This window comes from Lentilactobacillus kosonis, assembly GCF_003864335.1.
In the GTDB taxonomy this organism is placed as follows: Bacteria; Bacillota; Bacilli; order Lactobacillales; family Lactobacillaceae; genus Lentilactobacillus; species Lentilactobacillus kosonis.
This window is the reverse complement of the sequence record NZ_BEXA01000009.1, coordinates 1-24,771: the sequence shown is the minus strand read 5'-3', so window position 1 is coordinate 24,771 and position 24,771 is coordinate 1. Positions and strand designations below refer to the sequence as shown.

Genomic DNA, 24,771 nt, shown 5'->3' with positions numbered 1-24,771 from the left:
GTCAATTTAGAATTTTTTGTACTTTCTGTTCGTACTCTAATAAGGCATGACCATACATTGGCAAGGCATCCGTAATGTGGTTAAAATCACCAACCTGCATCTTGGATGAACTCATCATATGCGTAAAGTTTAAGCCTAAATTCTTGGTGTTTTCCGCACTCAAACCGACGGCATCAGACATTGTTAAGACCGATCGAGTTAAACGCTCGGTTGGTTTTTGTTTGTCTAACACGTGATAGAACTGTTGGTTTAATTCATCGGTAACGTCAACATCTTGGCCTAAGGCAACCGATAAACGATTAGTTGTATCAACCATGGCCTGGCCTTTTTTTGCTGAACCGGTTAACGTCGTCCAAGTGGCCAGCATCTTTTGCTGGGTTTTGTCATACTCTAATCCGGCACGTGTCGCATCGTTGATGTGATTGGTTAAAGTGTTCCACGCAGCCATCACACCATTGGCCATAATTTGGCCACCAAACACTGAACCAAAGATATGTTGTGTTTTTTCGGCTTTGTCATCGACTTTCTGTAAACCGCCGATTAGCCTGGTCAATCCAGTGGGCTTTAGTTTCCTTTCGGATTCCTCAACCTTAGTAATTGATGTCTTTAATTTGGCCATAGAAGTGGCCGTTTCATTGACCCGAATCTTCTGTTTGTTTAGGTCACCATTAGCACTGTCCAATTCATTTTTATATGATTGCACCGCTTGCCTGGCCCTGGCATATTCGTCAGTATTTTCCTTACCGGCCTGAGTTAAACGTGTTAATTCTTGGCGAGATTTTTCATATTTATCATTCAACCCGTCAACACGTTGTTGATGTTGAGACAACTCGGTGCTTTGCTTGGAATATAAACTACTAGTTTTTTGTAGACTAGTCCGATAACCCGATGCTTCAGCTTCTAAGGCCTTATACTCCTTACCTTCAGCCCGCAAGCGATCGATATATGATTTAGTTAAATCATTCGTTGATTTAATACTTTTCTCTAAGCCAATAATTCCTGATTTATAACCAGATAGTGATTCACTAGCCTTAGCTTGTTGCCGAGTTAAAGAAGCAATCCGGTTTTGTGTCCGATCAATTTCGGCTTGGTACTTAGCGTATTGGCGCGCGCCGTCTTGGGTCGTCTGGTCTAATCCTTTTTGCTTATCACGCAAATTATTGATCACATCTTGATTAGATTTGATTGACTTAGACAAACCGTCATATTTAACCTGCGCGGCCTTAAGTGAATCGCCGGAAGCTCGCAAAGCATTCGCCTGTGCTTTCCACGAAGCAGTGACCGAGTTAACAACCGTTTTTAAACTCTTTAGTGAATTTGATGCTTGCAATGTCCCTAGATATACTTCGGTCGACATCGTTGCATCAATTTTTTTGCCATGTTACACCCCTTTCTGAACTAAACTATCCACTGGCCCGAACTTGTTTTAAGAACTCTAACGGGTCGACCACTTGGCGGTCTTTTTCCGGTCTGGCTGATAAAACGTCATTCATGCGATAGAAGTCTTGTTCATCAAATTCATTAGGCGTCATGTGCATGTTCACCAGCGCTTGTTGCGCATTGTAATTAAATTCTTCAATCTGGTTGTCTAACTCGTTGTAATGACGACGCGCCCTTATTTTTTTTCGGTTTCAGTTAGCTGTTCCTCAGCTTCATCTGCCTGGGCTTCGTTAAGCTCTTCCGGGTCTTGATGTTGTAATTTCAAGATAATTTGTTGCATCAATTCACCAGTTTCTTCCGTGCTTAAGTCCATTAACTTATCAGCATGTTTACTATCTAAGCGTAGGATGTCGGTAATAAAGTCAATGACCGCTTCATTTGATTCAATAGTCGTGGTCAATAAATCTTCATCACTGGCGTCTTCTGATAAGGTTTGCACCTTTAGCATTTGCTTTTGAATTTTCAAAATCTTCAAAAAATTTCGGTTAGATTCCTTAACTTCAACTGGTGCTTTGATTCCTAATTTCTTTGCATTAATTTTTACTGTCATAACGCTACCCGCTTTCTGTTTTTGTTGTTACACCACAAAAAAGGGCAACCGAATTAACGGCCGCCCTATTTCGTGACTTATTCAGATTTTGGAGCACTCGTAGTAGCGGCGCTAGTTGGGAAAAATTCCTTAACTAAGGCGTCGTCGGTAAAGCCTTCTTCAGCAGCGTAGAAGGTCTTATAAACATGACCATTTAACCCAGCGACTGGGTTATAGGTTAGGTTATCAGTATCACGAGTTTCATTTTCGTTAGAAGTACCGATTGTTTTATCTCCAGCGGTTAAGTTACCGTCATAGAAAGCATAATGAATGTCATTACCAGCTAAGTCTGAGGTAATAATGTCCATTGCAAGATGAGGCAATACCCCATTAGAGTTATCCAGGTACCCACCCTTGCCATCTGATTCATGGCCTAAGGCTTTTTCTAAAATATCATGTGGTAAATCATTGAAGTTAGCTGCAACACTAGGTTGAGCTTTACCAATTGATTGGTCTTGTAAAATATCGTTACCCCAAATTTTAGCAACGGCAGGAGCTAGTCCTGTAATATTTGCTTGGGTAACACCTTTTGCGACTTTACCGCGGGCATCAAAAATACCATTTTCGGTAAGTCCTTTTTCGCCGGCAATTACTAACCCAGTAGTTGGATCAATAATTGCCATCCGAATTCCTTTAACACCGACTGTTGCCATAGTTTAACACTTCCTAAATTAATTTATTTTTGCCAACAAAAAAGACCTTGATAACTTGATTAGTATCAGGGTCAAGAATATGCGGACGGCTATTGGCAATGCGCCACCCGTTAGTTTGGAACAATTGCATCAATTCAATTTCGCAATCGTTTGTATTGCGATCAAAATCTTCACCGTAAAAGATTTGGACTTCGACACCTTGAGCCATGCCATGAAAAATATCATTACCCCAAGCTTCAGGGCGATTTTCTGATTCGGTTAATAGTGCAATGGTGTCGGTTGTGTTGCTCTTAATTGCTTCTGGCAAACTTGTCAGATAGATATGATTTTCAACCACTCAACGCCTTGCAAAATATTACTAACTGCGATAATTGGCAGTTCCATCAGTTGTCACCCCATTTCTTGTGTAATGTTTGCTGATAAACTTCCGTTTCAGCAGCAATTACTTCTGATTTGGCTTCTTCGCGGGCATTATCAACGAAGTGGTCTGCGGCAATGTACTTAGTCCCGTCATTTAAGAAACGTGCGATATACGCTTTTTCCGGCGTAAAGCCCACGGTACTAACACCCGTCCGTGCTCCGTCAATGTCCGTTTTACGATAGGTTACGGCATCTGATAAATGAGTATCCGTTTTACCTTTAATATGAACCCGGTAATGCTTTTGTTTTGTCATATCTTCTAAATGTTTGCTCAAAACCTTAGCACCCGCGCCCGTAATGTGGGCCTTTTCGGCATTCGTGAAATGTTGGGCCTGTATGATGTTGGCTAGCCAGTTATCCAATGCTTTATCTAGTTCCATCATTATGCCCCTTTCACACCATCCGTTTTGGTTAAAGTAATAAAATCAAATGCAATAAAATTATTGCTATCATCAGGTGAAATATTTACGATCCGATACACCTCACCATTCAATCTCACACGAAGTTCCTCAACAATGTGTTGGTTATGTCTAACAGCAATCGTCCGTGTATCTTCTAAACCTGCCGATTTAGCTGCAAACATCTGATTGAGTGTCCGTGTCCTGATCGCACACCACAAAGTAAATTGTGGGACAAACGCTTTCCGATTCGCGCCGGTATTGGGATTAACTTGTTCGTCAATTGTCCCAAATTCAGCCCGATTATTTAATTGATGCGGTTTAATTTTGACCATCGTTGTCACCACCTGGTTTTGCATTATCAGCGAACTGCCACATGCGCCCCCTAAGATGATTGATCATCATGGCCAATCCTTTTGAAGTTCCGACCCCGGTTGATCGGTCGTAATAGTATGAACTAACATACGTTTTTACGGCCCGATCAAATAATGGGTACTTTTCATAATCCTCAATTGAGATATTATAGTCGACAGCCGACCGAATATAATCTTGTCCTTCAGTAATGAGTGACTGTAAGATTTCTTCTTCGCCGTCGATATGCAATTCAGTTTGAACTTGCTCAACGGTAACTGTCATGCTAATCACCTCTTAAGATTACTTGCTAGAAGTTGAACCAGCAGTATTTGTTAAGAAGTAACCAGCTTCAGCATCGGCAACTTCAACGTCAAACCGAAGGGCACCCATGAGGTATTGACCGAAAATCTTATCATCAGCCCATGATAAAGAAACTTCCTTGCGGTCAGCAAACAAGATTGCGCGTGATAAATCACCGATGAAGGCATGTTCTTCGCCAGCTTTACCAAGCAATTCATCACGAACTTTAACAACACGGACGCCAAGTAATACGCCTTGTGATGCTGAAGTAATATCTTGATGGAAGATGTATTGACCGTTGTTATCTTTTAAAGTGTCTAATTTATTATAGAATGAGGCACTAGCAACGATGGTTGGCATGTAAGCAGGATCAAGTTTAACGTTCAAGATACCTTTTAAGGTGTCCACCAAATTTGCATCTGCGGAAGCCACAGCACTAAAGGCTACTAACTTAGCTGAAATAGCTGCATTTGTAGTGTTAACTGATTTTTCTTGCATGTTCTTGGCCACGATTGAAGTTAAATCAACTTGAGTGTCATCAATAGCTTCTTGTGACAAAGGAATAGCACCACGATAAGTTTGTACCTTCCAAGATACGTCCTTAAAGGTTGGTTCGTCTAAAGCAGGGTTTTCTTTTAATTCAGCAACTGAATTAAAGTTGTCATCTGCTCGGGCTAATACTGGATAAGTACCAGATGCAGTAGTAACTGGAGTAACTGATACATATTGCTTCAAATCTTGAACTGTATTTACTTCAGATTCAGGATTGTAAACAATTTCTTCTGGGATCAATGGGTCTTCAGTTGAAGTAACTTGCATTGCACCAGCGTCTTTAATGGTTCCTTTGCTGTGAAGATAGTCGTTAATAGCGGCCTTTTGATCTTCTAATTGATTAGTAGGTTTCACTGTCTTTGCGCCCTTTTCAATATTTTTAGAATTAGTGGTGATGTTGGCAGTAACCTCGGCAGCTTCGGCAGCATCGCGTTGGCTTTTCAGTTCATTAAGTCGTGCCTTTTCAGCATCACGTGAATCTTTAAGCTTTTGCATATCGTCAACACTAAAGTTATCGTCAACCAAACCGGCATTAATTTTGTCAGTTAAGTCGGTCAACTTAGTATTAGTGTCATCGATCATGTTCTTAATCTTTGATAATTCCATTAATTTTCACCTCGTAAAATTTTTAATTTTTCTTCTAATATCGAAGCTGACTTTTCTTCAGGCTTTTCAGTAGTTTCACTTGAAGTTTCCGATTCGGTATCAGGTTGTTCAGTACGATCCATAATTAATTTATGGAACTTATTGACTGCTTCACGACTAGGAATTGAAGACAGTCCATTAACAAATTGGACAGACGGTTGATCATCGAACATGATTTCATCAGCAAACCTAACTCTTTAGCTTTATCAGCCGTTAGCCACGTTTCATTATTCATCAAATTCAACAAATCTTGTTTAGCCATACCAGTCTTGTTAACGTAGGCGTTAGCATTGATTCGTTTACGTTATTTAGTACCTGTGATTCGTGAGCCATGTCACGAGTGTCACCTTGAACAGATGATGAAGCATTATGAATCATGATTTGGGCTGTCGGTGACATTTTTAACGTGTCCGCCGCCATACTAATTACGCTGGCAGCACTAGCAGCAATTCCAGTGACCGAAATGGTTACGTTACCCGTATATTGTTTTAGTTCGGTATAGATTTCGCTAGCTGCGAACACATCACCGCCGTTTGAATTGATGGAAACATCAATATCTTCACCATTGGCTTTGTCTAGTTGTTCATTGATAGCGTTTGGTGAAATGCAGTTCATGCCAAAAAAGTCATAAAAAAAAGCGGTATCGTTGTCCACGACATCACCCGTTAATCGCATCTTCATTTACTCACCCCCTTTCAAAGTTGGTTCGTCACCCGTGTAATCAGGGGTATCTGGCGGAATCACACCGACCTTTTTCAACACAAACGTTGACTGTGTCCCATCTAAGGCCTTGTTTTTAGCCAAATCAGAAATAGTGGACGCATATTGCATATAATCTGGATCAATGGCCGGTTGCATATCCAAGTCGACCCCAGTACCTAATTTCATGGTCAATTCAGAACTGATCGCATAAATATATTTGTTCAAGCTCTGCGAGTACGTCGACCGTACTTGATCGATATTACTATGCGCACTTTCGTTATTTAAAAAGTCTTGCGGTACGCCAAAAGCTTTGGCTACTTGAGTTCTGGTATAACTAACCGAATTAAGCAAACTTGCGATATTGCTATCAATTTGTGGACTTGAATAAGTGGCGGTTTGGTCTAAAACCATTACCCGACCAGCATTTTCACCGCTATTAGCACGTTCAAATTCAGATCGCATATGTTCCTTAGCATCTGGGTCAACTGCACCAGCATTCAAAGTTAAAATACCGTTTGGTCGAATCGCTTCGGTAATTGACTTTAAAGCCATACCATTAGCTTTGTCCTGAATATTTAAATCGGCAATCAATGATTGTAAAGGTGATACGCCAACAAACTTGTTAACTGACAAATTCGACATTAATTTAAAGTGCAGCATTTGACCGGCAGGAATGGTGACTGTATGCCGATTGTCATTGTAGGTGATCTTATAATTTAGTGTATTTTCACCATCATCAACGACAATTTGTACTTGTGAAGGCTGCAATTGCTCAAAGTGATCCAACCGGTCATTAGCCATCTGCATAACCACGTACGAATTACCATTTAGTAATAACGACGCCATCACTGATTGCCAAAAGTTGTAACTGTTTAAAATTGGATTGGGAGCATTAAGTTTGTGTAGAACAAAGGAATTTTCCGATTCAAATCGACAAGAACTAACATCTGCCGAAATCATATTGATAACTGAATAGACATCCGAATTTTTAAGTGCCTGGCTCGCATTGACATAGCTAGCTGATTGCACCACTTGACCGTCGACAATCAGGAATGGTTGGTAGTCGGTACTAGGTAAGTACGATTTATTACTAAATAAGCGTTTAAATGGATTACTAAATTTCAAATTTTCACCCCCTTTCAGTCGTTACTTAAACCAAGTAAAAAGGCGGCTGCAACTAGCAGCACGCCCGTGGTTATATCTCCGGTAATTTCATTAATTAAATAAGCTCCAGATGCAATTGAATAAAATCCAATAATTAAGCAGCACAGCGGGAGTATGTCACTAATAAATCTAACAAGTTGATTAAATACGTTCATATGATTCCACCTCACATCCTGTAACTACTAAAGAATTCATTAACGTCATCATTTTTCCAACCAGCAAATGGGTCATCATCTTCAATTCGAGAAATATTTTCAAAATGCAACATGGCTTCATAAAAACAGTTAATAATTGCATCGACACAGTCAATTTTGTCCGTTGCCAAGTTCTTATCTATCTTAATCCCGTTATTATCAACTAATGTTACGGCATTAAGCATACCGGCTTGCATGATACGATCATCAAACATAGTTACATTGCCATTTTGCATCTGATGACGTAGAAAACTAGTTGGTTCATCTAAAGATTTAGTACCTTGGCGAACTGGTTCCAATAACCAATTGTTTTCCTTTTCCAACTTATCGATAAAAACTTTAGTTCGCCATGGATCATATAGAAAAACCTGAACATTCAAGTTGTGCGTATCCACAAAATCTAGCAACCAGTAGTACACGTCAGAATAATCAATGTCACCACCCACTGTGTGCGAAATCGTCGCAAACCGCGCTTTTCTTCTTCACGGTATGGGATACCATCCTGATTTTCTTTAATGTTGATTGATTGCTGAGTTCTTGAAGTCGGAATAAACGAATGTTGGTAGATATGATACATTTGGCGACCATCTTGTTCATATGGAAAAACAAATGCCAATGATGTGTCATCAGAATACTGTGAAGCATCAAACCCTACATACACGTCGCGTCCATCAATGTCAAATCATCATCGGCGATAATGGCGTTATTAATATCTTTCAAATCAATATAACGATTTTCCTTTTCATTCAGCCACATATTCATGTTTTTAGTTTCAAAGTCGCCAATGGTACCCGATAGCAAATCACTATCACGTTTATCAATAAGACCCTTTAAAAGTTTGTCCTTTTGGTCAGCCAAATTTAATAACGGATTACTTTTAGCCCAACTTTCCGGCATATTGATTTCCTTTAAGTCATCTTGTGCCCAAACTAGGCATAAATAAGTATCCGCATCGCGCTTATAATCTTCTTCCATCGACTTCTTAAGCATCCGTTGATCATCATAAAAAGGTACTTTAGGATCAGGATATGAAGTAGAAATCTGAATATATCGCCGATTATCAATTTTGATTTGTCCGGAAAGAATTTTAGAAGTTTTCTCACGACTTTTAAGCTCACCAACTTCATCAACAATGGCTGTATTAAAATGGAAACTATCAAACTGGCCACTTTCAAATGAGATGGCTCGAATTACATTATTATATTTTTTCATGATGATTTGATCATTTTGAATCATCAACCCGGATTGTTTAGCTAATCCTTTAAATGGTTCAATTTCGATGATTTTACGTAACATTGTTTTTAGGTAGCCGAGTAGCTTACTGGTTTGTTTCCAGTTGATACTAGCTACTAAATAATCTTGGTTAGTTAGGCCAATAGAATCAATTAAAAACGTGTAACACATGATGATTGCGGCAATCATGGTTTTACCCTGGGCACGGCCCACAGAAATCAAGGATTTAGTAAAGCGAACTCCGCCATCTTCGTTTTTCCAGCCAAATAGTTGTGACATGATAAATTGTTGCCACCCCATCAACTCAACCGGCTCACCAGTATCAACATCTGGAGTGAATTGGGCAAAAACCATGACTTTATTAACGGCTTCTTGGTCGTAATTGAATGAAAAATCATCCATTTCCTGCCGTTGTAAATCACGAAGATGTCTGAAGGCAGCCAATTTCATCATATAACCAGCGACCTGTTTGCCGTCCAAAACGTTAAAGGCGTATTTGGTTCCAGGATCAGTGTATTTTTTCGAATATCATCAAAATTAATATTTTTATACGCTTTACAACTTCGCGGTCTTTAGATAAATCAATATTTTTCATTCAATCACTTCCTTTCTTGTTATAATGTGTTCATGGAGGTATTCAATTTATGATTAAAAAGTTATATCCATCATTTTTATGGTTTCTGCGATGGCGCTTGTTTTTTTAGGTAGTAAGTCTGCATCAGCAAGTAAGTTGCCAAGTAACTATTCGTTTGATGTAATGAAGGCACAGGACGGATCTATTCCATATATGGTAAAGCCAACTGTCAAGAGTGGGTATATTTGGAATTATAGCCATACCAAAAGGATTCACAATATTAAGAATTATCCAAGCTCAAACTGGTACGTAAATTACGCCTCGATCAAAAAATATGGCAATAAATCAAGTGTTTATTACCGCGTCGTATCCAACTCTGGTAAGGTTAAAGGCCTAATATGGAGCGGTTATTTAACTCGAATCCTGGCGCTAGAACCAGATAGTTTTAACAGCGAAGCCAGTTTTGATAATTATATGCAAACTAATAGATCTCAAAGATTATCTAGAGAAATTATGAAGTTATTTCCAAATTCAAAACTCAGCTTGGATTTAACTAAGGCCACACAAGGCGTTAATCCAAACCATCCTTTTAAGACGAATAAGTATACCGACGTTATCAATATAGGTGACTTACAACCAACTGGAAGCACAGATGAACTAAATAATATTGGTTGGAAACTTAGCCAAACTTCCGGTGATCCGATTACGCCAAGAATTAATTATGTTAAACAAGTTCTTGAAGATAATGGATACACTGCTCAAAAGCGAAATTCAATGAGTGATTATTACCTTGGACTTTATATAACTGACAATGCTCAAATTGGAACAGAAAAAGACTTCCCGTTTCCATACCCAACTATCCAAAGCGATGATGGTATGACATTATCAGCTCAATTATTTCTTGCAAAACTAAAATAACATTCTATGTAAGCCCTTCATTTGAAGGGCTTTTTATATTAAAACTCAGACTTACTAATGCTGTAAACATAGTGATTATGACTTCCGTTAGATAGTTCTTCTTCAATACCAAAATAAACGTTATCACCATACAGTTGAGGAGCTTCGGTTTCGTGCGCACCCATTCCAGGGATAGAAACATTTAAAGTTTCTGGTGCAGGACTAGAAAAGTTCCATGGAGCACGAACAATTTTGGTAGTATCTCCAGGTTGACCACTAGTTAAATAGACCCAGTTATATCCGGCTTTAGTTCTGTTGGATAATTCCATTCCTTGCCAAGAATCTTGTGGGTAAGAATATGATGAAATAATACGAGATGAAACAAAGAACTTACCTTTAGGAAGAACTCTACTATCCTTCTTTGCGTCAATATTTCCGTCTTTTAAGGCAGCAAATAAAAGCTTAGCATTTAACGCTGTAATCTTCTTTTGAGCATCTGAATTACCTTTGGCTTCAGTCCAAATAGCTAATCTAGTTCCATCTGATGATAATGCACCATCTACACGGTGCATAGGGAAGTCTTTATTACCAGTTCCTAGGTAGTTAAGATCAGTAAGTGAATGAACAGAACTAGCATTTTTGCAGTTCCATCCAATGGAATAACTCCAATACGACTAGCCCATTGATCCCCAATACTGTCTTTTTCTGTTGAGCTTGCATATGTTGCTACCCAAGCCCACTTTGATCCATCATCATCTGTGAAAACTTCAAATGTTTGCACATGGCCAAAATTGTTTAACATCATGTAATCTGTAAAATCGAGAGTTGTGCTGTTTCCAATTGGTGCTCTAGATAATAATGTGTCTTTAGTATCTTCTTTAGGCATTTGGAGTGCATAGGCATAGCCTCCGTCAAAATCTAAATAGCATTTTTGAACAACCTTGTTGGTGGTGTGAAATTTTAATGTATATCTTTGAGTTGCTGTTACCATAATTAATAATCTCCTGTTTTTTTAATTTTTAAGTGGCATGAATTATAAAATGTGCTTATTCCCAAGTCTAAATCAATGTAACCACCTCCCTTCATGTACAAAAAAAGCACACTATCTAGTGCACTTCTTTTAGCCGAATAATTCTTTTAGTTTTTTCATTGAATCAACATCATTACCTTGTTCTGGGATAGCTAGCAATTCAGCTCGACTTTGTGGCGTCATTCCCAGGTCTTTTGAGATGGCCTTGATTTTTGCAGAAGCAGAATCAAAATCTGGGTTGAAGGATTTCTTTTATAACCAACAAAATCAGTGGCCACAATTTCGCCATTAATTGGGTTGGTTATTGTCCGATATGCTGCTTTAACAGAACCATGCTTCTGAATATCATCATACGAATCACGCATGAGCTGGTAATTAATACATAGTGCTTCAATCAACGTTTTATCCTGGTATTTGATATTAGAATCCTTTTTAAGAATCGGAACTATTCGGCGCCATAAATATCTAGCCGTCCCCGCCATATATGCAGGTGGCTCGTCAGAAATTTTATAATCGCCATTTTTGGGCATTTCGCCACCTCCTTGGGTATAAATAGGCACCAAATGCCCATACCAGGGCAAATCGGAATATTGTTATTTCAAGGGTTCAACTATCGAAGCCCCCCTATATTTTTTTAAAAAATTTTGAAAATTTTTATAAGACGACGGCATTGTTATGCGGTGTTCTTTGGCAACCTAGGGGCGGGCCTTTTTTTGTAGCCGTCGCATCCAATCTGATTTAGTTTGTATTTTTAATTCTTTGGCAGTCATTTTTTCTTCGCATCTTGTTTTATGATTATGACAACCTCCACACAGCGTCCACAAATTTTCAGCATCTAGTCGTTGGCTGTCATCGCACACTGACAAGGGAATAATATGATCCACATACATCCGATGTAACGACCGACCACACACCTGACAAATATTCATATCACGGTTGGCAATGGCTGTACGAACCTTTTGCCATGGCTTTGAATAATAAAACTTTGCCCTAGAACTTTGAGACATATTTTTAGCCTCGTTTTTATCCGAAGTTTTTATGTCGAAACTTTTTAGCCAAATCTTTTACTGAATTTTCCTTGTCAGCATTTTCATCTTTGTTAAGCCTTTTATGCTGGTCATAATATTTAGCTCGTCTAAGGGTATGATAGCGATAGCCTTCAACCGCTTGTCTCGTTGATTGTTGATGCAGGTAATCATTGTAGTGCTGTTTATAATGTTTCTCACAATAGCGATATCCTAGTGGAATCATCTCACGACAGCCATGCTCACCACACCGATGAACCTTAGGCATATAATCACTACCCTTCTGAAGGTTATTTATCTTTCCAAGTCAGTATTAATTGCCACAATAAAACAACTGTCACCAGTATCTCTATCACGGCATAGAATAATATCATCATGGCTACCACCACTTATCCATGTCTTGCTTCATCTTGTCGTGCTCACTCTCTGGTGCACCGACTTTACAGAACACAACTGCACAGGCAATCATGGCAATCACAACAATTAGCACCATGCCGATGACTGGAATCATTACCCATATCCATGGGATTGCCAGTAAGCCAATTAACTTAATTGTTATAAGGATTAAAAATACAACGAATAATAATTCCATATCAAACCTGACCTTTCTAATAATATGTAAGCAAAAAGCAGCACTGCCTAATAGACAATGCTGCTCTTGTATTTGCTGTAAATAGAATGATTGAAAGAAAAGCTGAAAAACTAACAATCTTAAATATATTGGAGGTAATACACCACTGATTGTCACCAATCAGCTAAGCCGTTGCAGGGATTCGAACCCTCACAGATTCCTGTAATCACAACAGCTCCTGAACAAAAACACGCAACGAAGTCAACAAACACAACGGCACCTTATGGAACAGTTCCTTATGAACTAATTCCACGCTATCATAATAGCATCAAAAGTAATGCCAAAAGTCGCATGTTTGTCGCATGTTTTCTTATTGAGCAAATCCTAATTTTGCTGCTACCTCTTCAAAAAATCACTACGTTTTCTTGCGACTTGTGAACGACTTAGATTTAACATTCTGCCAAGTCCAGTTAAAGTCATCGTACTGCGTTTTTTGAAATACAATTCTTGGATGATTTCCAAAGTATCCTCATCTGTCTCTTCTAAGCATTCATCAACCATGCGTTTTGTATACTTTAAAAAAATTATTTCTTTATCAGTTGCAATCGTAATTGCAACCCTAGCTGTTCCTTCGTTATTTTTAAACTGTGCTTTACCACCTCCCACATTGTTATCACGTTCTACATATGGATAACTAATGGAATCTTCTCGTTCCTTAATATAACGATCTATATAGGGATGATCCTTTAATATCTGTTCAATATGCTTATAAGTTCCGCTTCTCATTTAAGCTCTCCCTTCACATACATATTTTTCACATTACTCAACACTTTCCAGCATACTAATACGTCTCTCAACACAGTGTTTATAATTCTTCATTGAATGCAATTGAACGTGCATCAATGATTTATTATTTGATTCTTTGTCTGAATATTTACTACTGAAGAATCTGTTATTAAAACTATCTTCTAATTTTTCTATTCGTTCATCCAAACCCTTTGCTTCCATTTTCAATTTATCAATAATTGCTTTATTTTCACTTTTTGTCATATGATCACTCCTATTCCTCTACAATTTTTATTGCATCCTCTGCTGATCTAGCCACCCCATATATGACATTGGGATATTTTTTTAGCATACTAGCAAACCTCTTTTGATCATCCCTAAGTCTTCCAACTTCATTTTTAACCTCAATAAAGAAAAAACGTCCATCTGAATGTCTAAAGCCAAACAAGTCAGGAAATCCTTTGGGTAAACCCGTATCAAACCATCTGCCATTTTCTAACAATACTTTGCCTACATTTGCTCTAAAAATAGTACATCCTGATTTAGAAACTGCAACCCGAATATCATTTTGTATTTTTTGTTCTCTCGTCATGACATTTACCATTCCCGAACTTTAATATCGATGTATGTTTCAGGCCTAAACGGAACATTAGAATATATTTTCGCAGCTCCTAATATCATATCGATTGTTTCTTCTGGAATTTCATGCTCTTCAGTTAATTCATATCTTTCTTCGTCAGATATATCCACAGTGCAATAATGACGCACATCATTATTAGACATAAACAAGTTATAGATCGGTATTCTGACTACATCGCCAGTTTCTGGTTTGATTAAATAACTTTTAATTCCTTGTAAGTAAGGAACTGAGACTTCAAAAAATTAGCTAGTTTTGCCATGTCGCTAATTTAGGTTCCCTAATACCCGTTTCATATCTACTAATGGTATTGTTACCAACTCCGATAGCATCAGCAACCTGCTGCAAGGTATACCCCTGCTGTTCTCTAATTGCTGCAATTCTATTTGTGACCTCTTTTTTCATTAGACTGTCCCTTTCATAATATATTATTAGAATGTGACTAGGTTGCTACTTGGGTTGTAACTATTACTCTTACTCCCACAAGGGTTTCGCGCATATTACAATAAAATGATGCGTTCAAACTTTTATATACCCTATATACCCCTATATATATTATTATTATTTATATATATAAATAGTATATTAGTAACAACTTATCTTCTGAATCCGTTGCCACTCTAGGAAAAAATGCAGTTGCCACTTGTCACAATTTAATGACAACATCCAGCAACCAGTATCAACTTTTTTTACGCCGATACCCTCTTTTAGAATTACCGTTTATTTTTCGGGAACCTGATTCCCAATCTGTACGATTATCCATAACATATTTGATTTTTTGGCTAACTTATGGTTGCCAAAAGATTATCTTCGCCAAGATTTATCGCAATGTCTGCACTAGTAATAAAGTCTTCATTCCATTTTTGAAGAACTTCATCAATTGCTTCTTCTTGAGCATCGATGTACATAAATGCTTTCCGATGATCCTCAAGCAATTGTTCCTCTTCATCACTAAGTAAAAATCTAAATCCTTCGTGATACATTGCGGTAAACTCGCCCCATAATTGAGCCACTATTTCATTTGTCAATTCAGTTAATGGTGATTTTGTTTGCAATGACTTATTGACTAAGTTTGGCATGAATCGCCGTTCACCAGTTTTATCTTTCAGATAAGTTAATTCATTAGTAGTTCTGGCCATGACAAAACTTTTATAACGTCTTACCGTCATGTGACCATATGGTTTACGATATTCCAATACTTCTGAACTAATGAACTTTTTTAATATCTCAAAGCTGGAATGGTTTGTTGCCGTCATTTCATCATCATTTATGATCAATGCTCGCAACATGTTGGCATAATTATCCTTATTTTCGAAATCAGTAAATTGGTCAGTATACCAATCATTAGACATCTTTTTAAAAAAGTGGTTTTACCAGCACCTTGACCACCAATCAAATCTAGTACATAATCAAATTTCATTTCAGGATGATAAGCCTTAGCAACTGCACCAACAAAGAAGATTCTAGTTTGTAAACTAGTAACAGCTGAATGTTCCACACCTAAAAAATCAGGTAATAAATCATCGCTTCTAATTTTTCCATCCCAATTACGTTCACACTCTTCGAAGTAATCCAATACAGGATTAAAAACGTTTCTTCTGGCAACGTTTGTCATCGCTAAGCGCAACAAGTTGTCTTTGAATAACACATGATAGTTTTTTTCGATATATCCCAAAATAGCTGGTGGATAATCATCATCAATTGTCCCTTTCTCCAGAAACAGGGATGGAATATCACTTAATAATTCGATTTCATAAGTAAATTCATTAAAAGCGATTTTGCCATGTAATAACGGGTCACGATCAAGAATCAACTCAACATTTATTAAGCTGTTAGCAACTATTTTGTCTTTATCATTACGTCTAAATCATCAATTGGTAAATTAGTGACCTTATTATCGTAATCATTAATGGCATCTTCCACACTCATTATTCAGCCTCCCTTCTTCGTAATTCTTTTTTCAGCATCGATTCAAACGTACGGTTAACTTCGTTGTCTGGGAGTGGCTCATCTGTATTCTGATTAGCGGTTAAGGCTAACTGATATGCCTCTTTAGCGTTTACCCCTCTAAACAATAGTCCACCAATAAAAGAAGCCAAAGCGTTGTTTCTACCACCTGTTACGCCTAAACCATTTACTATCTTTTCAAACAATTCAGAAGTAGCTGATCCATCCCCTGACTTGTAACTTGAAGGATGATAATTATTACTAGCTGTATGTTTATTAATTGCTTTAATTAACTCGACATTAGCTTTAACAATGGGTTCGTGATTTAACCATACATAGCGTTTTTCATGATTAGCACTTGGTGCTACTACAACATAATTATTAACGTGGGCCTTAATATCTACCCCTGGTAACCAACCAATATTTTGTTGAACACTCTGACTGTCATCCTTCATATAAAATAATTGTTGGCCACCTCCGGCAGTCTTCTGAGCCAGTGTTCTTTTAAACCAATCCCCATGATTTAATTCTTCAATAGATTTAAAACCATCAGCCCCATTCTCATGGCGATCAATATCCACCACAAAAAAATTAGTTGTTCGTAATGCGATATTTGCATATGGATGTTCTTTCCAAATTTTTTGATTTCATCAACAGTTAATGGAGGCCTATCAGCAAATTTAACTAATGGTTTCTTACCAATCATAGGCAACACGCTAAATCCATGTTCTGCATAACTAACCGCATAATTAATTAGATTTTCCATTGTATACCTCGCAATAACGGGCCTCTCACCCCGCTTGGTGTTTACGATCACGTGCGTATTTAAATATTATTAATCAAATGGTAATGGATTATCATTATCAGCTTCGGGAGCCGGAGCATCAGCATCGGTTGGCATTACCGGTTCGGTTCCCCAAGGCATATCGCTATCTTCAACATTTGGCACCTCAGGTTGATCAGCTTCTTTTAAGTCATAACTACGGTAAGGACTTGATGGATCTTTCTTATTAGGTCGTTCAATGATATCCAAAACAACGAATTTTCCGCTTTGCGCGTGTAGTTTATCAGCTAAGTGTTCATGTAAATCAGTCTCGTTATCAAAATCAAAATCCTGGGCAGTGATATCGATGCCAACTAAAGCACCAAGTTTGGCCACGAATTTGATATTACGATCTAAAACAAAGTCTGGGATTGGCTTACCATCCTTACTAGTTTCAGCGAATGAGATATTCACATTTTCTTTTCTGCCAGTATGTTCACCTTCAACTACTTGGAATGAAGCGCTGAAAGCATCCCATCCTGATTTGAATGCTGAATGTCCGATACTATCAATTGCCATTAAATATTCTCCAGCTGGTAGACCTTGAGGTGTACTAATTGAATCATTCTTTGCGTCAAAACCTGCTAAACCTTTACTTGCGAAATCTCTTAAACTCATTGTTATTTACCTGCCTTTTCATTTTGTTGTGTTTCTGGCTGAATTGCTCCAGGAATTGCTTTCAAAATCTGTAAAATCTTCGCATCATCGATACGACTAGCGTAATAGTCTTTTCGTTTATCGGTAATCGATCGGACGTATCTGGTTCCCATTTTCTGTGTGTGGATAACTAAGTCACAGTTACCATTGACGATGTTGTAATACTTAACTTTAAGGGATGGTATTTCTTCTGATGTACCATCATCACTGAGCTTATTGTCTACTCGACTGATATAAACTACATTGAATGGCAAAGCCTTTAATTCCATCACTAATCCCTGAAAAACTGCGTTAAATGCAGCATATCCCTTTCCATAACCTACATCTGCCAATGTTTGCACATTGTTCTCAAGACTAATGGCCTGTTCAATCATTGTGGCCACATCATCCACCACGTCGATCACTACTGTTTCAAAACCATATCCTGGCTTATTATTCATAGTTTGCAGTTCCAGCATAATTTCATCCAACTGGTCAATTACGCTATTTTTTAAACTACCATCTGAATTTCGTTCATTCTTTAATTGGATTGAAGGTGCCCGATTTGCTAATGAATTGCCATCAGTATTTAAAAAAATTGGATTTGGAAATCTTTCAGCCAAATAACTTTTTCCACTCATAGTGGCTCCATAAATGAAAAAATTTCTAGGTGTATCAATTGTTCTATGCGGTTCATTTTTAGGTAATAAAGTCATATTTTTCTCCTTCGTTGTCTTATCCTTATCAAATACATTTTCAATGTCTAATTAACCCTTTATTTTTAGCCTGATAGTAAATCCAACCTTTTTTGTAACCATGTAATTTTGCATATGCTCTTAATTCTGTCATCGTAGTTAATTCTCCAGGAGTTTTGTCAGATATGTTCATAACGGCATGATCATCAATAATTTTTTGCGCCAGCTCTTTACGTTTGGAACTTATCTTCTCTAACTTGGCATTTTCTACGACTTCAATCTTTTTATCTGTAACTAACTCCGCACCACAGAAAGGACAAATATTTCCTTTACGATAAAAGGTTGCAAAACATTGTGAGCATACCGTTACTGATTTGATAACTTCGCCCTTTTGCTGACGTTTAGACTTCTCTGAACCATTTAACGTCCACATTCTGTCATCGGTTGGAAGGCCAAATCTCTCCACGTTCCCAACATGATCAATAATGATCGCTGTTTTGCCTTTTCTAGGATTCATTGCCCGCATTCCAAATTGTAAAAACAGTGATAACGATTGGGTTGGCCGTAACATAATCACACAATCCACATTTGGTAAATCCAATCCTTCAGTGAAAAGCTCTGCATTAGTAACTATTTGAATTTTTCCATCCCGATACTTTTCGATAATATCGTCACGTTCTTTTCTGGGCGTTTTACCGGATACCGCTTTCGCTGTGATTCCAGCATTATTGAAAGCTTCTGCCAGCTTCTCGGCGCTTGAAACGTTATAGGTATAAGCAATTGCCTGCATTCCTTTGGCTAGGAGCTGGTAATTCTTAACTGCATTACCATATATTTTTGGCTTTACTGCCTTGGCAATACTGCTTTCAGTGAATTCACCGGTTCGCTTAGTTTTCAATAATCGACTGTCAATTTGTTTGGGAGCATAATAGTCAACTGGAGCTAAGTTTCCATGATCTATTAACCAATTCACTGACTTTCCAACAATTAAATCATCTGCGACTTCTTCAAATCCTTGTCCACTCATTCGATATGGAGTAGCTGTGAACAATAATTTAATTGCATTAGGAAAATTATCAATGATTCTTCTGTACGAATTGGCCAAAGCGTGATGTGCTTCATCGACAAACAAAACATCTGGCATCGGTAATTTATCAACCCGTCTAGTTAAGGTTTGAACCATCCCTACCGTTGCAAGTTTCATATTTACGCCTTGTGCCGCAAAGTATGTTTTGCTTGATCAACGATTTCTTTACGATGAACGATGAACATTATTCTGTTACCGTTATCAGTAGTTCGTTTGGCTATTTCAGCCATGATTACAGTTTTTCCAGTCCTAGGCGGTTGCTGTACCATAATAGAATGGTGCCCAGCCTTCATTGAACTAACAATTTGGTTGATAGTTTCAATTTGATAATCTCGAAGATCAAAGGTCATCGAATCATCAGACTTTCATTAAAAGAAATAGTGGCTCCTGGAACTTGTTCACCTGATTCGATTAATTCCTTAATTGCTTTTTTATCTGGCTTAGGTGGTTGCACATTCAACACCGATTCTGGTAACTTTGATTCGTCAACAATATCTACTGATCTGGTATTTTTAATCGAAAAACTAAATAATGATGTTTTTACTTTATCTTTACCAATTGCTGCCATTGAATCAATCAGTGCCATTCTTAATCGTTGTAAATTATTCTGGTAGGTACGCTTTTTGGTTGTTAAACGTTTAATTTCCGCGCTCACAATCTCTTCATCGGATTTAAGCTGATTAATTACTTGCCCATATGCCTCAAACTTGTCTTCTACCTGTTCATTTATTCCAGTTGAAGCAATAGTATCTTCAATTAATTTAGGATCACTTTCTGTATTTTCTAATGCATCTAATAGTTCTTGATAAGATTGTGTTAAATCGTATAAATTCGCCATTATTTATTACCCCCTAGCTCAAACTGTTCTAATACTTTTTGACTAACTTCATCAACTGGTTGGTATCCTCGCTTTAATAAGCGCTTTGCGTAATCCTTATTGTAAAATCCGGCATAAACGGCATACATTGCCACCAATCCAAAATTACCATCAGCTCCCGATAAATAAGTCACAGCTAAATTTGCTAGTAATAACCCAAATGCGGTTAACCAATCTTTTCGAAATAGCGGAACAAACCAGTTAAAGAGCAAGAAAGTCCATGAATAACCAAATGGAACTGTTTTGATTTTTTTCGTCAAGGGATGCTGCACTAAAATTTTCATTACTATTTACCTCTTTCTTAACGTGCCAATAATTTACTCTTTTCGTAATCCAATAATAAAAATTCACTATTCAAAAATTGCTCTTCGCCAATCGGTGTTTTAGCAATCACTTCGCTAATTTTTTTAATTCTTCTTTGAATCTCATCCATTGTGTTGTCCTCCTAATTCGAGTATCATTAAGACGTAAAAATTTTATCTGAAATATTTTCTCGCCTAATGGTTGCCGCCATTGGGCTTTTTTTCTTTTTAAAATCATCATTTATTTACCTCCTGTGAAGCTAAATCTCCTAAGGTACTAATAAAATCATCTAATATCTTGTTCATTACCCAGTCATGCATTTCTGTGCTATCAAATTTATTGACATAGATCGTTAGCAAATGATTAAAGAATTGCCCATCATTCTTCTTGGTTATTTGATACGCTTTATCAAGTGCTTGATACATCTCAGCTTGAGTTATTTGAATATTAATCATTCTTTACTTACCTCCGTTCATTAATTGAACCAATCCCGAGGATGTAAAATCATGCCGAAAATAATATATCCGATCCACATCAAAATTAAATATCCTAATCCTGTACTAAAATAGTTCCAAATAATTTCCTTCATTCTGCATCCTCCTAATTACATACCCTTCGCACAGATCTTTTAATTTTCGTATTGTTGATAGTATTCATCAGCAGATTTTTTTGAAATTCTTTGTACCCCGCCTTTTACAACGGTTCTTAACCCATCTGCAATGAACAAATCTAATGTTTTATCAGATACATTCATATAAACCGCTGCCTGTTTCTTTTTCATCCAAAAAGGTAATCCTGATTTAACCTCAGCCTGTTTAACTGCCTGACTGGCTTGTTTCACAACTTCCTCTTGTACGCCTTTCAAAAATTCATCAGGAAATGTAATTGACATGCCCACTACGACTACCTCCTTTCTCCACGAACCATTACTAAATACCATATTTTTTTGAAAGATATTCATAAATTTCATTAACTAGTTTTTCTGAAGCATTGGTAACTGACTTTTTACCCAAAGATAAACTAACAAATGTTCTTGATTTACCAAATCTTTTGGCCAATGTTCCTTGCGTTTCTAAATCCTTATGATTTGCTAGCCAAGATTTGCTTGCTTCTGCACGACTATTAGTTTCCATTTTGATAAACATATTGCATCCCTCCTTATTTATTAGTAAATTTTGTTAAGAAAAATTTTTATAGAATGCTTGTTTTTTCTATAAAATAGTTCTAGAATTAAAGCATAAATAAATAAGCCATAAAACACAATTCATCACCCGCCAAGCTGATTTATATGTGTACTATTTTGGCAAATCTCTTAATAACTTTTCTTAACAATGATTATTCTAGTATCTTTTTATAGATATGTCTAGCTTTTTCTATAAATATTTTCTAGTTAATCTGTTCAAGAGTGAAAGGAATCCTTGTATGACGCTATTTGAACGAACTAAAAAAATCGCTAAAAGTCGCGGATATTCTATTGCCGAAGTTGAAAGAAAAGCAAATCTAAGCGAAAACTACCTTTAATACTTGGAAAAGAACTGACAGTCCTAGAAAAAGCAGTTTAGAGTCTGTTGCTAAAGTTCTTAATGTTTCAGTTGATGATTTGCTAGGTAACCCTTCTGCTTCCCAAACTGATCGTGATTTAGAAGTTGAAGAAGCTATTGATGCCATGAGAAGTTATCAAGGAAAACCTATAACTGAATCGCAACGTGAAGTATTACGAGGCATTGTTAAAGGATATCTCGACAGTAAGGATAAATAATATATGGATGATTTGATTACCTACCTTTGTAACTATGCATATGACCATAAAATAGGATTCATTTTGAACAGGCAAAAATTGTCCTCTGATGAAGTGCCTATATCTAGTTATGCTTTGAATCTTATTATTGTTAACATGAATTGGAATCCTGAAACGGAAATTCCATTTCAATTTGCTCATGAAATTAGCCATATTTTAAATGGTGATAAAGGAGATAAAGGCTTCCCAGCAGCAATCATAAAAGAAGAATACGCTGCTAACAAACGTGCTATTGATATCCTTATGAAGTACGCAGAATTAAACGAAATTCCAACTAATAATGTGGTCAAATTTATGAATATTTTTGGAATACCCTATAAGTTAGAAGATTTAGTACGTAATGAACTTCTAAAGAATTCAATTGCCGTGTAAATTATTAAAGTCCAAATTCTGATGACAAAAAAGCTGATAATTATTTCTGGGGGATGAAATCCGTATGAATTTAGAAACTATACAACAACAAATGATTGATGCGAACGTTAATGATCTATTTGGAACAAAAAAAGAAGTTAAAGCATTACCTGATATTTTATCAGATGATGAAGTTATCCAATATGCTACTTCTGGTTTCATAGGAAACAGCACTGTTCTTGTCGTATTGACTCAGAAGAGAGTCATCTTCATCGACAAAGGATTACTATATGGAATCAAATCAACCGAAATACCATTAGATATGGTCAATGGTGTTTCTTATGAAAAAGGATTAGTTCAAGGAAAAGTTTCAGTCGTCAATGGTGCTGTTACGACCGAGATAACCAATATAGCCAAAGACAATGCATCAACTTTAAGCGCTAAGATTAAAGAAACCGCAGAAAGTTATAAAGAAGTTTTGCGCAACAATAGAAATATAAATAATACAAGTATTGATAATATCGATAACGACATAGATCAAATACGTAAATTCAAATCATTGCTAGATGATGGTATCTTAACTAAGGATGAGTTTGAAGCTAAGAAAAAACAAATTTTAGGAATCTAAATAAAAAAAGCACATCCCTCCCGCCAAGAAGTAAGATGTGCTCGAATATCACAACCGTTATAAAACGGTGCTTTTAATATACTCAATTTTATCATATTAAGGAGGTGGTGCAAGTTTATCCGTAGTAAATACCCTTCGCACAGGTTTAATTACGAAAGGATAAATAAAATGAAAATTACGAAAGAAAAAAGTAAAAGGAACATTATTATATGAAGTAACAGGCTACCTTGGTAGTTACGTTGATCCGAATGGTAATAAAAAACAAAAAAATTTCCACGGTCGTTTTAATACATCATCAGAAGCTAAGATTGCGTTTCAACGAGCAAAAAATGTATTTAAAAAGCAGTCTGATCAGCTTAATATTGGTGACTTCAATAGTCACCCTACTTTTAAAGCTGTTTATGATACATGGCTAGAAACATATAAAGAAACGGTTAAAGAAGCTACCTTAAACCATGTATTAGTCATATTTGAGCAACACGTTTTACCTGTACTCGGCAATAAGCAGATTAAAAAAATCACATGGCAAGATTGCCAGCGATTAGTATTGAATTGGAAAAAAGAATATAAAACTTATTCTAAATTCATGTCTTACACCAGTTTAATTTTCCGCCGTGCTGTCAAGCTTGGAATCATCCCTGCTAATCCAATGGACTTAGTCGATATTCCTAAAAAGCACGTTGACGTGCTAGATAATAATAAACACAATTACTGGAGTTTACAGCAACTCAAAGAATTCTTAGCATCTGTTTACAATGAAGACCATGATATACGTTATGATCGAATTACTTTATTTTATTTGCTTGCGACAACAGGTATGAGAAAAGGTGAAGCGTTGGCTTTAACATGGAATGATGTAGACTTACAGCAACATTTAGTTTCTATAAACAAAACTGTTTCTAGATCTCTTCACAATAAACAAATTATCGCTACACCAAAAACCATTAATGCTTACCGTACATTAGCTTTAGATAAAGCCACTTCCAAATCTATTAATGAATATAAAAAGTCATTACCGAAAATACCTAAAGCAACTGACTTTATCTTTCAAAATGCAGCTGGCAATATGATGTCATTAATGACCCCTAATCACTGGCTAGCCCATTTCATTAAAGAAACCGGTCTGCCAAAAATTAGTGTTCATGGGCTACGCCATACATTTGCTTCGGTTCAAGTGACTAATAAAATAAATCCTAAAGCGGTTCAAATGCAACTTGGCCATGCTGATGCAGAAATCACTTTGGATGTATACACGCATATGGAACGTGATCAAGTTTCTGCAGACGTTCTTGATATTGGAAGTCTAATTTAAAAGTTTGTGAAATATTCGTTTCATATTTTTGGTTTAGAATTGGTGTAGAAACTTATCCAAGACATTCCGTTTTATACAAACATTCAAAAATAAAAAGCCCGTAATAGCGCTGTTTTTCGTGCTATTCCGAGCTATTTTATTCATAAGTGA

The 24,771-nt window shown here is 36.9% G+C and carries 40 protein-coding genes and 3 pseudogenes; 5 read left to right on the top strand and 38 right to left on the bottom strand.

Going from position 1 to position 24,771, the window contains the following annotated elements; genetic code table 11:
• Position 1 precedes the first annotated feature (1 nt).
• The 16 genes from NBRC111893_RS10120 to NBRC111893_RS11940 all read right to left on the bottom strand — a co-directional run bounded on the left by NBRC111893_RS10120 (position 2) and on the right by NBRC111893_RS11940 (position 9,124).
• Positions 2–1,357 carry a tape measure protein gene (locus NBRC111893_RS10120; RefSeq protein WP_125009001.1) on the bottom strand — a complete coding sequence of 452 codons (1,356 nt, stop codon included), beginning with the start codon at positions 1,355–1,357 and terminating at the stop codon, positions 2–4.
• Between the two features lie 46 nt (positions 1,358–1,403).
• Complete coding sequence (locus NBRC111893_RS11955; RefSeq protein ID WP_261341453.1) at positions 1,404–1,532, bottom strand: hypothetical protein; 129 nt, start codon at positions 1,530–1,532, stop codon at positions 1,404–1,406.
• Between the two features lie 83 nt (positions 1,533–1,615).
• On the bottom strand, positions 1,616–1,990 hold the full coding sequence (locus NBRC111893_RS10115; protein ID WP_125009000.1) for a phage tail tube assembly chaperone: 375 nt from the start codon (positions 1,988–1,990) through the stop codon (positions 1,616–1,618).
• A 77-nt stretch (positions 1,991–2,067) separates the two neighbouring features.
• Positions 2,068–2,682, bottom strand: a complete 615-nt coding sequence (locus NBRC111893_RS10110) for a phage tail protein (RefSeq protein ID WP_125008999.1) — start codon at positions 2,680–2,682, stop codon at positions 2,068–2,070.
• Positions 2,683–2,695: 13 nt separating this feature from the next.
• Positions 2,696–3,019, bottom strand: coding sequence for a DUF806 family protein (locus NBRC111893_RS10105; RefSeq protein ID WP_125008998.1), 324 nt, complete (start codon positions 3,017–3,019; stop codon positions 2,696–2,698).
• Positions 3,020–3,065: 46 nt separating this feature from the next.
• Complete coding sequence (locus tag NBRC111893_RS10100; protein ID WP_125008997.1) at positions 3,066–3,482, bottom strand: HK97-gp10 family putative phage morphogenesis protein; 417 nt, start codon at positions 3,480–3,482, stop codon at positions 3,066–3,068.
• Positions 3,483–3,484: 2 nt separating this feature from the next.
• On the bottom strand, positions 3,485–3,835 hold the full coding sequence (locus tag NBRC111893_RS10095; RefSeq protein WP_160114489.1) for a phage head closure protein: 351 nt from the start codon (positions 3,833–3,835) through the stop codon (positions 3,485–3,487).
• Positions 3,822–4,136, bottom strand: a complete 315-nt coding sequence (locus NBRC111893_RS10090; RefSeq protein WP_125008995.1) for a head-tail connector protein — start codon at positions 4,134–4,136, stop codon at positions 3,822–3,824. Before NBRC111893_RS10090 ends, NBRC111893_RS10095 begins: the two co-directional genes overlap by 14 nt.
• Positions 4,137–4,154: 18 nt before the next feature.
• Positions 4,155–5,312 carry a phage major capsid protein gene (locus tag NBRC111893_RS10085; RefSeq protein ID WP_125008994.1) on the bottom strand — a complete coding sequence of 386 codons (1,158 nt, stop codon included), beginning with the start codon at positions 5,310–5,312 and terminating at the stop codon, positions 4,155–4,157.
• Positions 5,312–5,524: a hypothetical protein gene (locus tag NBRC111893_RS11545; protein WP_225417745.1), complete on the bottom strand. Its 213-nt coding sequence runs from the start codon at positions 5,522–5,524 to the stop codon at positions 5,312–5,314. Before NBRC111893_RS11545 ends, NBRC111893_RS10085 begins: the two co-directional genes overlap by 1 nt.
• A gap of 67 nt (positions 5,525–5,591) precedes the next feature.
• Positions 5,592–6,032 (bottom strand): Clp protease ClpP, encoded by a 441-nt coding sequence (locus tag NBRC111893_RS11540; protein WP_225417743.1) that lies wholly within the window; start codon positions 6,030–6,032, stop codon positions 5,592–5,594.
• Positions 6,033–7,178: a phage portal protein gene (locus NBRC111893_RS10075; RefSeq protein WP_125008993.1), complete on the bottom strand. Its 1,146-nt coding sequence runs from the start codon at positions 7,176–7,178 to the stop codon at positions 6,033–6,035.
• A gap of 14 nt (positions 7,179–7,192) precedes the next feature.
• On the bottom strand, positions 7,193–7,372 hold the full coding sequence (locus tag NBRC111893_RS10070) for a hypothetical protein (RefSeq protein ID WP_125008992.1): 180 nt from the start codon (positions 7,370–7,372) through the stop codon (positions 7,193–7,195).
• A gap of 11 nt (positions 7,373–7,383) precedes the next feature.
• Positions 7,384–7,818 carry a terminase TerL endonuclease subunit gene (locus tag NBRC111893_RS11950; protein ID WP_160114488.1) on the bottom strand — a complete coding sequence of 145 codons (435 nt, stop codon included), beginning with the start codon at positions 7,816–7,818 and terminating at the stop codon, positions 7,384–7,386.
• The gene (locus tag NBRC111893_RS11945; RefSeq protein WP_160114487.1) at positions 7,812–8,072 is read right to left on the bottom strand and encodes a hypothetical protein; all 261 of its coding nucleotides are present in this window, start codon (positions 8,070–8,072) and stop codon (positions 7,812–7,814) included. Before NBRC111893_RS11945 ends, NBRC111893_RS11950 begins: the two co-directional genes overlap by 7 nt.
• Complete coding sequence (locus NBRC111893_RS11940; RefSeq protein ID WP_125008989.1) at positions 8,063–9,124, bottom strand: terminase large subunit domain-containing protein; 1,062 nt, start codon at positions 9,122–9,124, stop codon at positions 8,063–8,065. Before NBRC111893_RS11940 ends, NBRC111893_RS11945 begins: the two co-directional genes overlap by 10 nt.
• Positions 9,125–9,329: 205 nt before the next feature.
• On the opposite strand from NBRC111893_RS11940, the gene NBRC111893_RS10050 reads away from it, so the two are divergent.
• A complete protein-coding gene (locus NBRC111893_RS10050) occupies positions 9,330–10,136 on the top strand; it encodes a D-alanyl-D-alanine carboxypeptidase (protein ID WP_125008988.1) in 807 nt (268 codons plus the stop codon).
• A 38-nt stretch (positions 10,137–10,174) separates the two neighbouring features.
• Here the strand turns inward: NBRC111893_RS10050 and NBRC111893_RS11530 are convergent, their stop codons facing one another.
• The 22 genes and pseudogenes from NBRC111893_RS11530 to NBRC111893_RS09950 all read right to left on the bottom strand — a co-directional run bounded on the left by NBRC111893_RS11530 (position 10,175) and on the right by NBRC111893_RS09950 (position 21,677).
• The gene (locus tag NBRC111893_RS11530) at positions 10,175–10,687 is read right to left on the bottom strand and encodes a hypothetical protein (protein WP_369689743.1); all 513 of its coding nucleotides are present in this window, start codon (positions 10,685–10,687) and stop codon (positions 10,175–10,177) included.
• A 23-nt stretch (positions 10,688–10,710) separates the two neighbouring features.
• Positions 10,711–11,106, bottom strand: a complete 396-nt coding sequence (locus NBRC111893_RS11525; protein ID WP_225417742.1) for a helveticin J family class III bacteriocin — start codon at positions 11,104–11,106, stop codon at positions 10,711–10,713.
• A 218-nt stretch (positions 11,107–11,324) separates the two neighbouring features.
• A complete protein-coding gene (locus tag NBRC111893_RS10040) occupies positions 11,325–11,675 on the bottom strand; it encodes a phage terminase small subunit P27 family (RefSeq protein ID WP_225417741.1) in 351 nt (116 codons plus the stop codon).
• A 165-nt stretch (positions 11,676–11,840) separates the two neighbouring features.
• On the bottom strand, positions 11,841–12,152 hold the full coding sequence (locus NBRC111893_RS10035; protein WP_125008987.1) for an HNH endonuclease: 312 nt from the start codon (positions 12,150–12,152) through the stop codon (positions 11,841–11,843).
• Between the two features lie 16 nt (positions 12,153–12,168).
• Positions 12,169–12,438 carry a hypothetical protein gene (locus tag NBRC111893_RS10030; protein ID WP_125008986.1) on the bottom strand — a complete coding sequence of 90 codons (270 nt, stop codon included), beginning with the start codon at positions 12,436–12,438 and terminating at the stop codon, positions 12,169–12,171.
• Between the two features lie 111 nt (positions 12,439–12,549).
• Positions 12,550–12,681, bottom strand: coding sequence for a type IV pilin domain-containing protein (locus NBRC111893_RS11935; protein ID WP_261341452.1), 132 nt, complete (start codon positions 12,679–12,681; stop codon positions 12,550–12,552).
• A 456-nt stretch (positions 12,682–13,137) separates the two neighbouring features.
• On the bottom strand, positions 13,138–13,527 hold the full coding sequence (locus tag NBRC111893_RS10020) for a DUF722 domain-containing protein (RefSeq protein WP_125008984.1): 390 nt from the start codon (positions 13,525–13,527) through the stop codon (positions 13,138–13,140).
• A 33-nt stretch (positions 13,528–13,560) separates the two neighbouring features.
• Positions 13,561–13,791, bottom strand: coding sequence for a crAss001_48 related protein (locus NBRC111893_RS10015; protein ID WP_125008983.1), 231 nt, complete (start codon positions 13,789–13,791; stop codon positions 13,561–13,563).
• A 10-nt stretch (positions 13,792–13,801) separates the two neighbouring features.
• Complete coding sequence (locus tag NBRC111893_RS10010) at positions 13,802–14,119, bottom strand: VRR-NUC domain-containing protein (RefSeq protein WP_125008982.1); 318 nt, start codon at positions 14,117–14,119, stop codon at positions 13,802–13,804.
• Between the two features lie 5 nt (positions 14,120–14,124).
• A complete protein-coding gene (locus NBRC111893_RS10775) occupies positions 14,125–14,310 on the bottom strand; it encodes a hypothetical protein (RefSeq protein ID WP_160114486.1) in 186 nt (61 codons plus the stop codon).
• A 103-nt stretch (positions 14,311–14,413) separates the two neighbouring features.
• Complete coding sequence (locus tag NBRC111893_RS10005; protein ID WP_125008981.1) at positions 14,414–14,569, bottom strand: helix-turn-helix domain-containing protein; 156 nt, start codon at positions 14,567–14,569, stop codon at positions 14,414–14,416.
• Positions 14,570–14,946: 377 nt separating this feature from the next.
• Positions 14,947–15,779: pseudogene (locus tag NBRC111893_RS10000) on the bottom strand (VapE domain-containing protein).
• Positions 15,780–16,092: 313 nt separating this feature from the next.
• A pseudogene (locus NBRC111893_RS09995) lies at positions 16,093–16,877 on the bottom strand (bifunctional DNA primase/polymerase).
• Between the two features lie 69 nt (positions 16,878–16,946).
• Positions 16,947–17,552, bottom strand: coding sequence for a hypothetical protein (locus NBRC111893_RS09990; RefSeq protein WP_125008980.1), 606 nt, complete (start codon positions 17,550–17,552; stop codon positions 16,947–16,949).
• A 2-nt stretch (positions 17,553–17,554) separates the two neighbouring features.
• Positions 17,555–18,286, bottom strand: coding sequence for an AAA family ATPase (locus NBRC111893_RS09985; RefSeq protein ID WP_125008979.1), 732 nt, complete (start codon positions 18,284–18,286; stop codon positions 17,555–17,557).
• Positions 18,287–18,326: 40 nt separating this feature from the next.
• Positions 18,327–19,702 (bottom strand): annotated as a pseudogene (locus NBRC111893_RS09980) (DEAD/DEAH box helicase).
• Positions 19,699–20,190: a siphovirus Gp157 family protein gene (locus NBRC111893_RS09970; protein ID WP_125008976.1), complete on the bottom strand. Its 492-nt coding sequence runs from the start codon at positions 20,188–20,190 to the stop codon at positions 19,699–19,701. The pseudogene NBRC111893_RS09980 and the gene NBRC111893_RS09970 overlap by 4 nt, the downstream one beginning before the upstream one ends.
• Positions 20,190–20,513, bottom strand: coding sequence for a hypothetical protein (locus NBRC111893_RS09965; RefSeq protein WP_125008975.1), 324 nt, complete (start codon positions 20,511–20,513; stop codon positions 20,190–20,192). Before NBRC111893_RS09965 ends, NBRC111893_RS09970 begins: the two co-directional genes overlap by 1 nt.
• A 17-nt stretch (positions 20,514–20,530) precedes the next feature.
• Positions 20,531–20,662 carry a hypothetical protein gene (locus NBRC111893_RS11930; protein WP_261341451.1) on the bottom strand — a complete coding sequence of 44 codons (132 nt, stop codon included), beginning with the start codon at positions 20,660–20,662 and terminating at the stop codon, positions 20,531–20,533.
• A gap of 106 nt (positions 20,663–20,768) precedes the next feature.
• Positions 20,769–20,987 (bottom strand): hypothetical protein, encoded by a 219-nt coding sequence (locus tag NBRC111893_RS09960; protein ID WP_125008974.1) that lies wholly within the window; start codon positions 20,985–20,987, stop codon positions 20,769–20,771.
• A 173-nt stretch (positions 20,988–21,160) separates the two neighbouring features.
• Positions 21,161–21,424, bottom strand: coding sequence for a hypothetical protein (locus NBRC111893_RS09955; RefSeq protein ID WP_225417746.1), 264 nt, complete (start codon positions 21,422–21,424; stop codon positions 21,161–21,163).
• Between the two features lie 37 nt (positions 21,425–21,461).
• A complete protein-coding gene (locus NBRC111893_RS09950) occupies positions 21,462–21,677 on the bottom strand; it encodes a hypothetical protein (protein ID WP_125008972.1) in 216 nt (71 codons plus the stop codon).
• A gap of 455 nt (positions 21,678–22,132) precedes the next feature.
• On the opposite strand from NBRC111893_RS09950, the gene NBRC111893_RS11520 reads away from it, so the two are divergent.
• From NBRC111893_RS11520 to NBRC111893_RS09930, 4 genes are all read left to right on the top strand, one after another.
• A complete protein-coding gene (locus NBRC111893_RS11520) occupies positions 22,133–22,291 on the top strand; it encodes a hypothetical protein (RefSeq protein WP_225417740.1) in 159 nt (52 codons plus the stop codon).
• Between the two features lie 3 nt (positions 22,292–22,294).
• Positions 22,295–22,702, top strand: coding sequence for an ImmA/IrrE family metallo-endopeptidase (locus tag NBRC111893_RS09940; protein ID WP_125008971.1), 408 nt, complete (start codon positions 22,295–22,297; stop codon positions 22,700–22,702).
• 64 nt (positions 22,703–22,766) lie between these two features.
• On the top strand, positions 22,767–23,309 hold the full coding sequence (locus NBRC111893_RS09935) for a PH domain-containing protein (RefSeq protein WP_125008970.1): 543 nt from the start codon (positions 22,767–22,769) through the stop codon (positions 23,307–23,309).
• 307 nt (positions 23,310–23,616) lie between these two features.
• The gene (locus NBRC111893_RS09930) at positions 23,617–24,621 is read left to right on the top strand and encodes a tyrosine-type recombinase/integrase (protein WP_439957185.1); all 1,005 of its coding nucleotides are present in this window, start codon (positions 23,617–23,619) and stop codon (positions 24,619–24,621) included.
• The last annotated feature ends 150 nt before the right edge of the window (positions 24,622–24,771 follow it).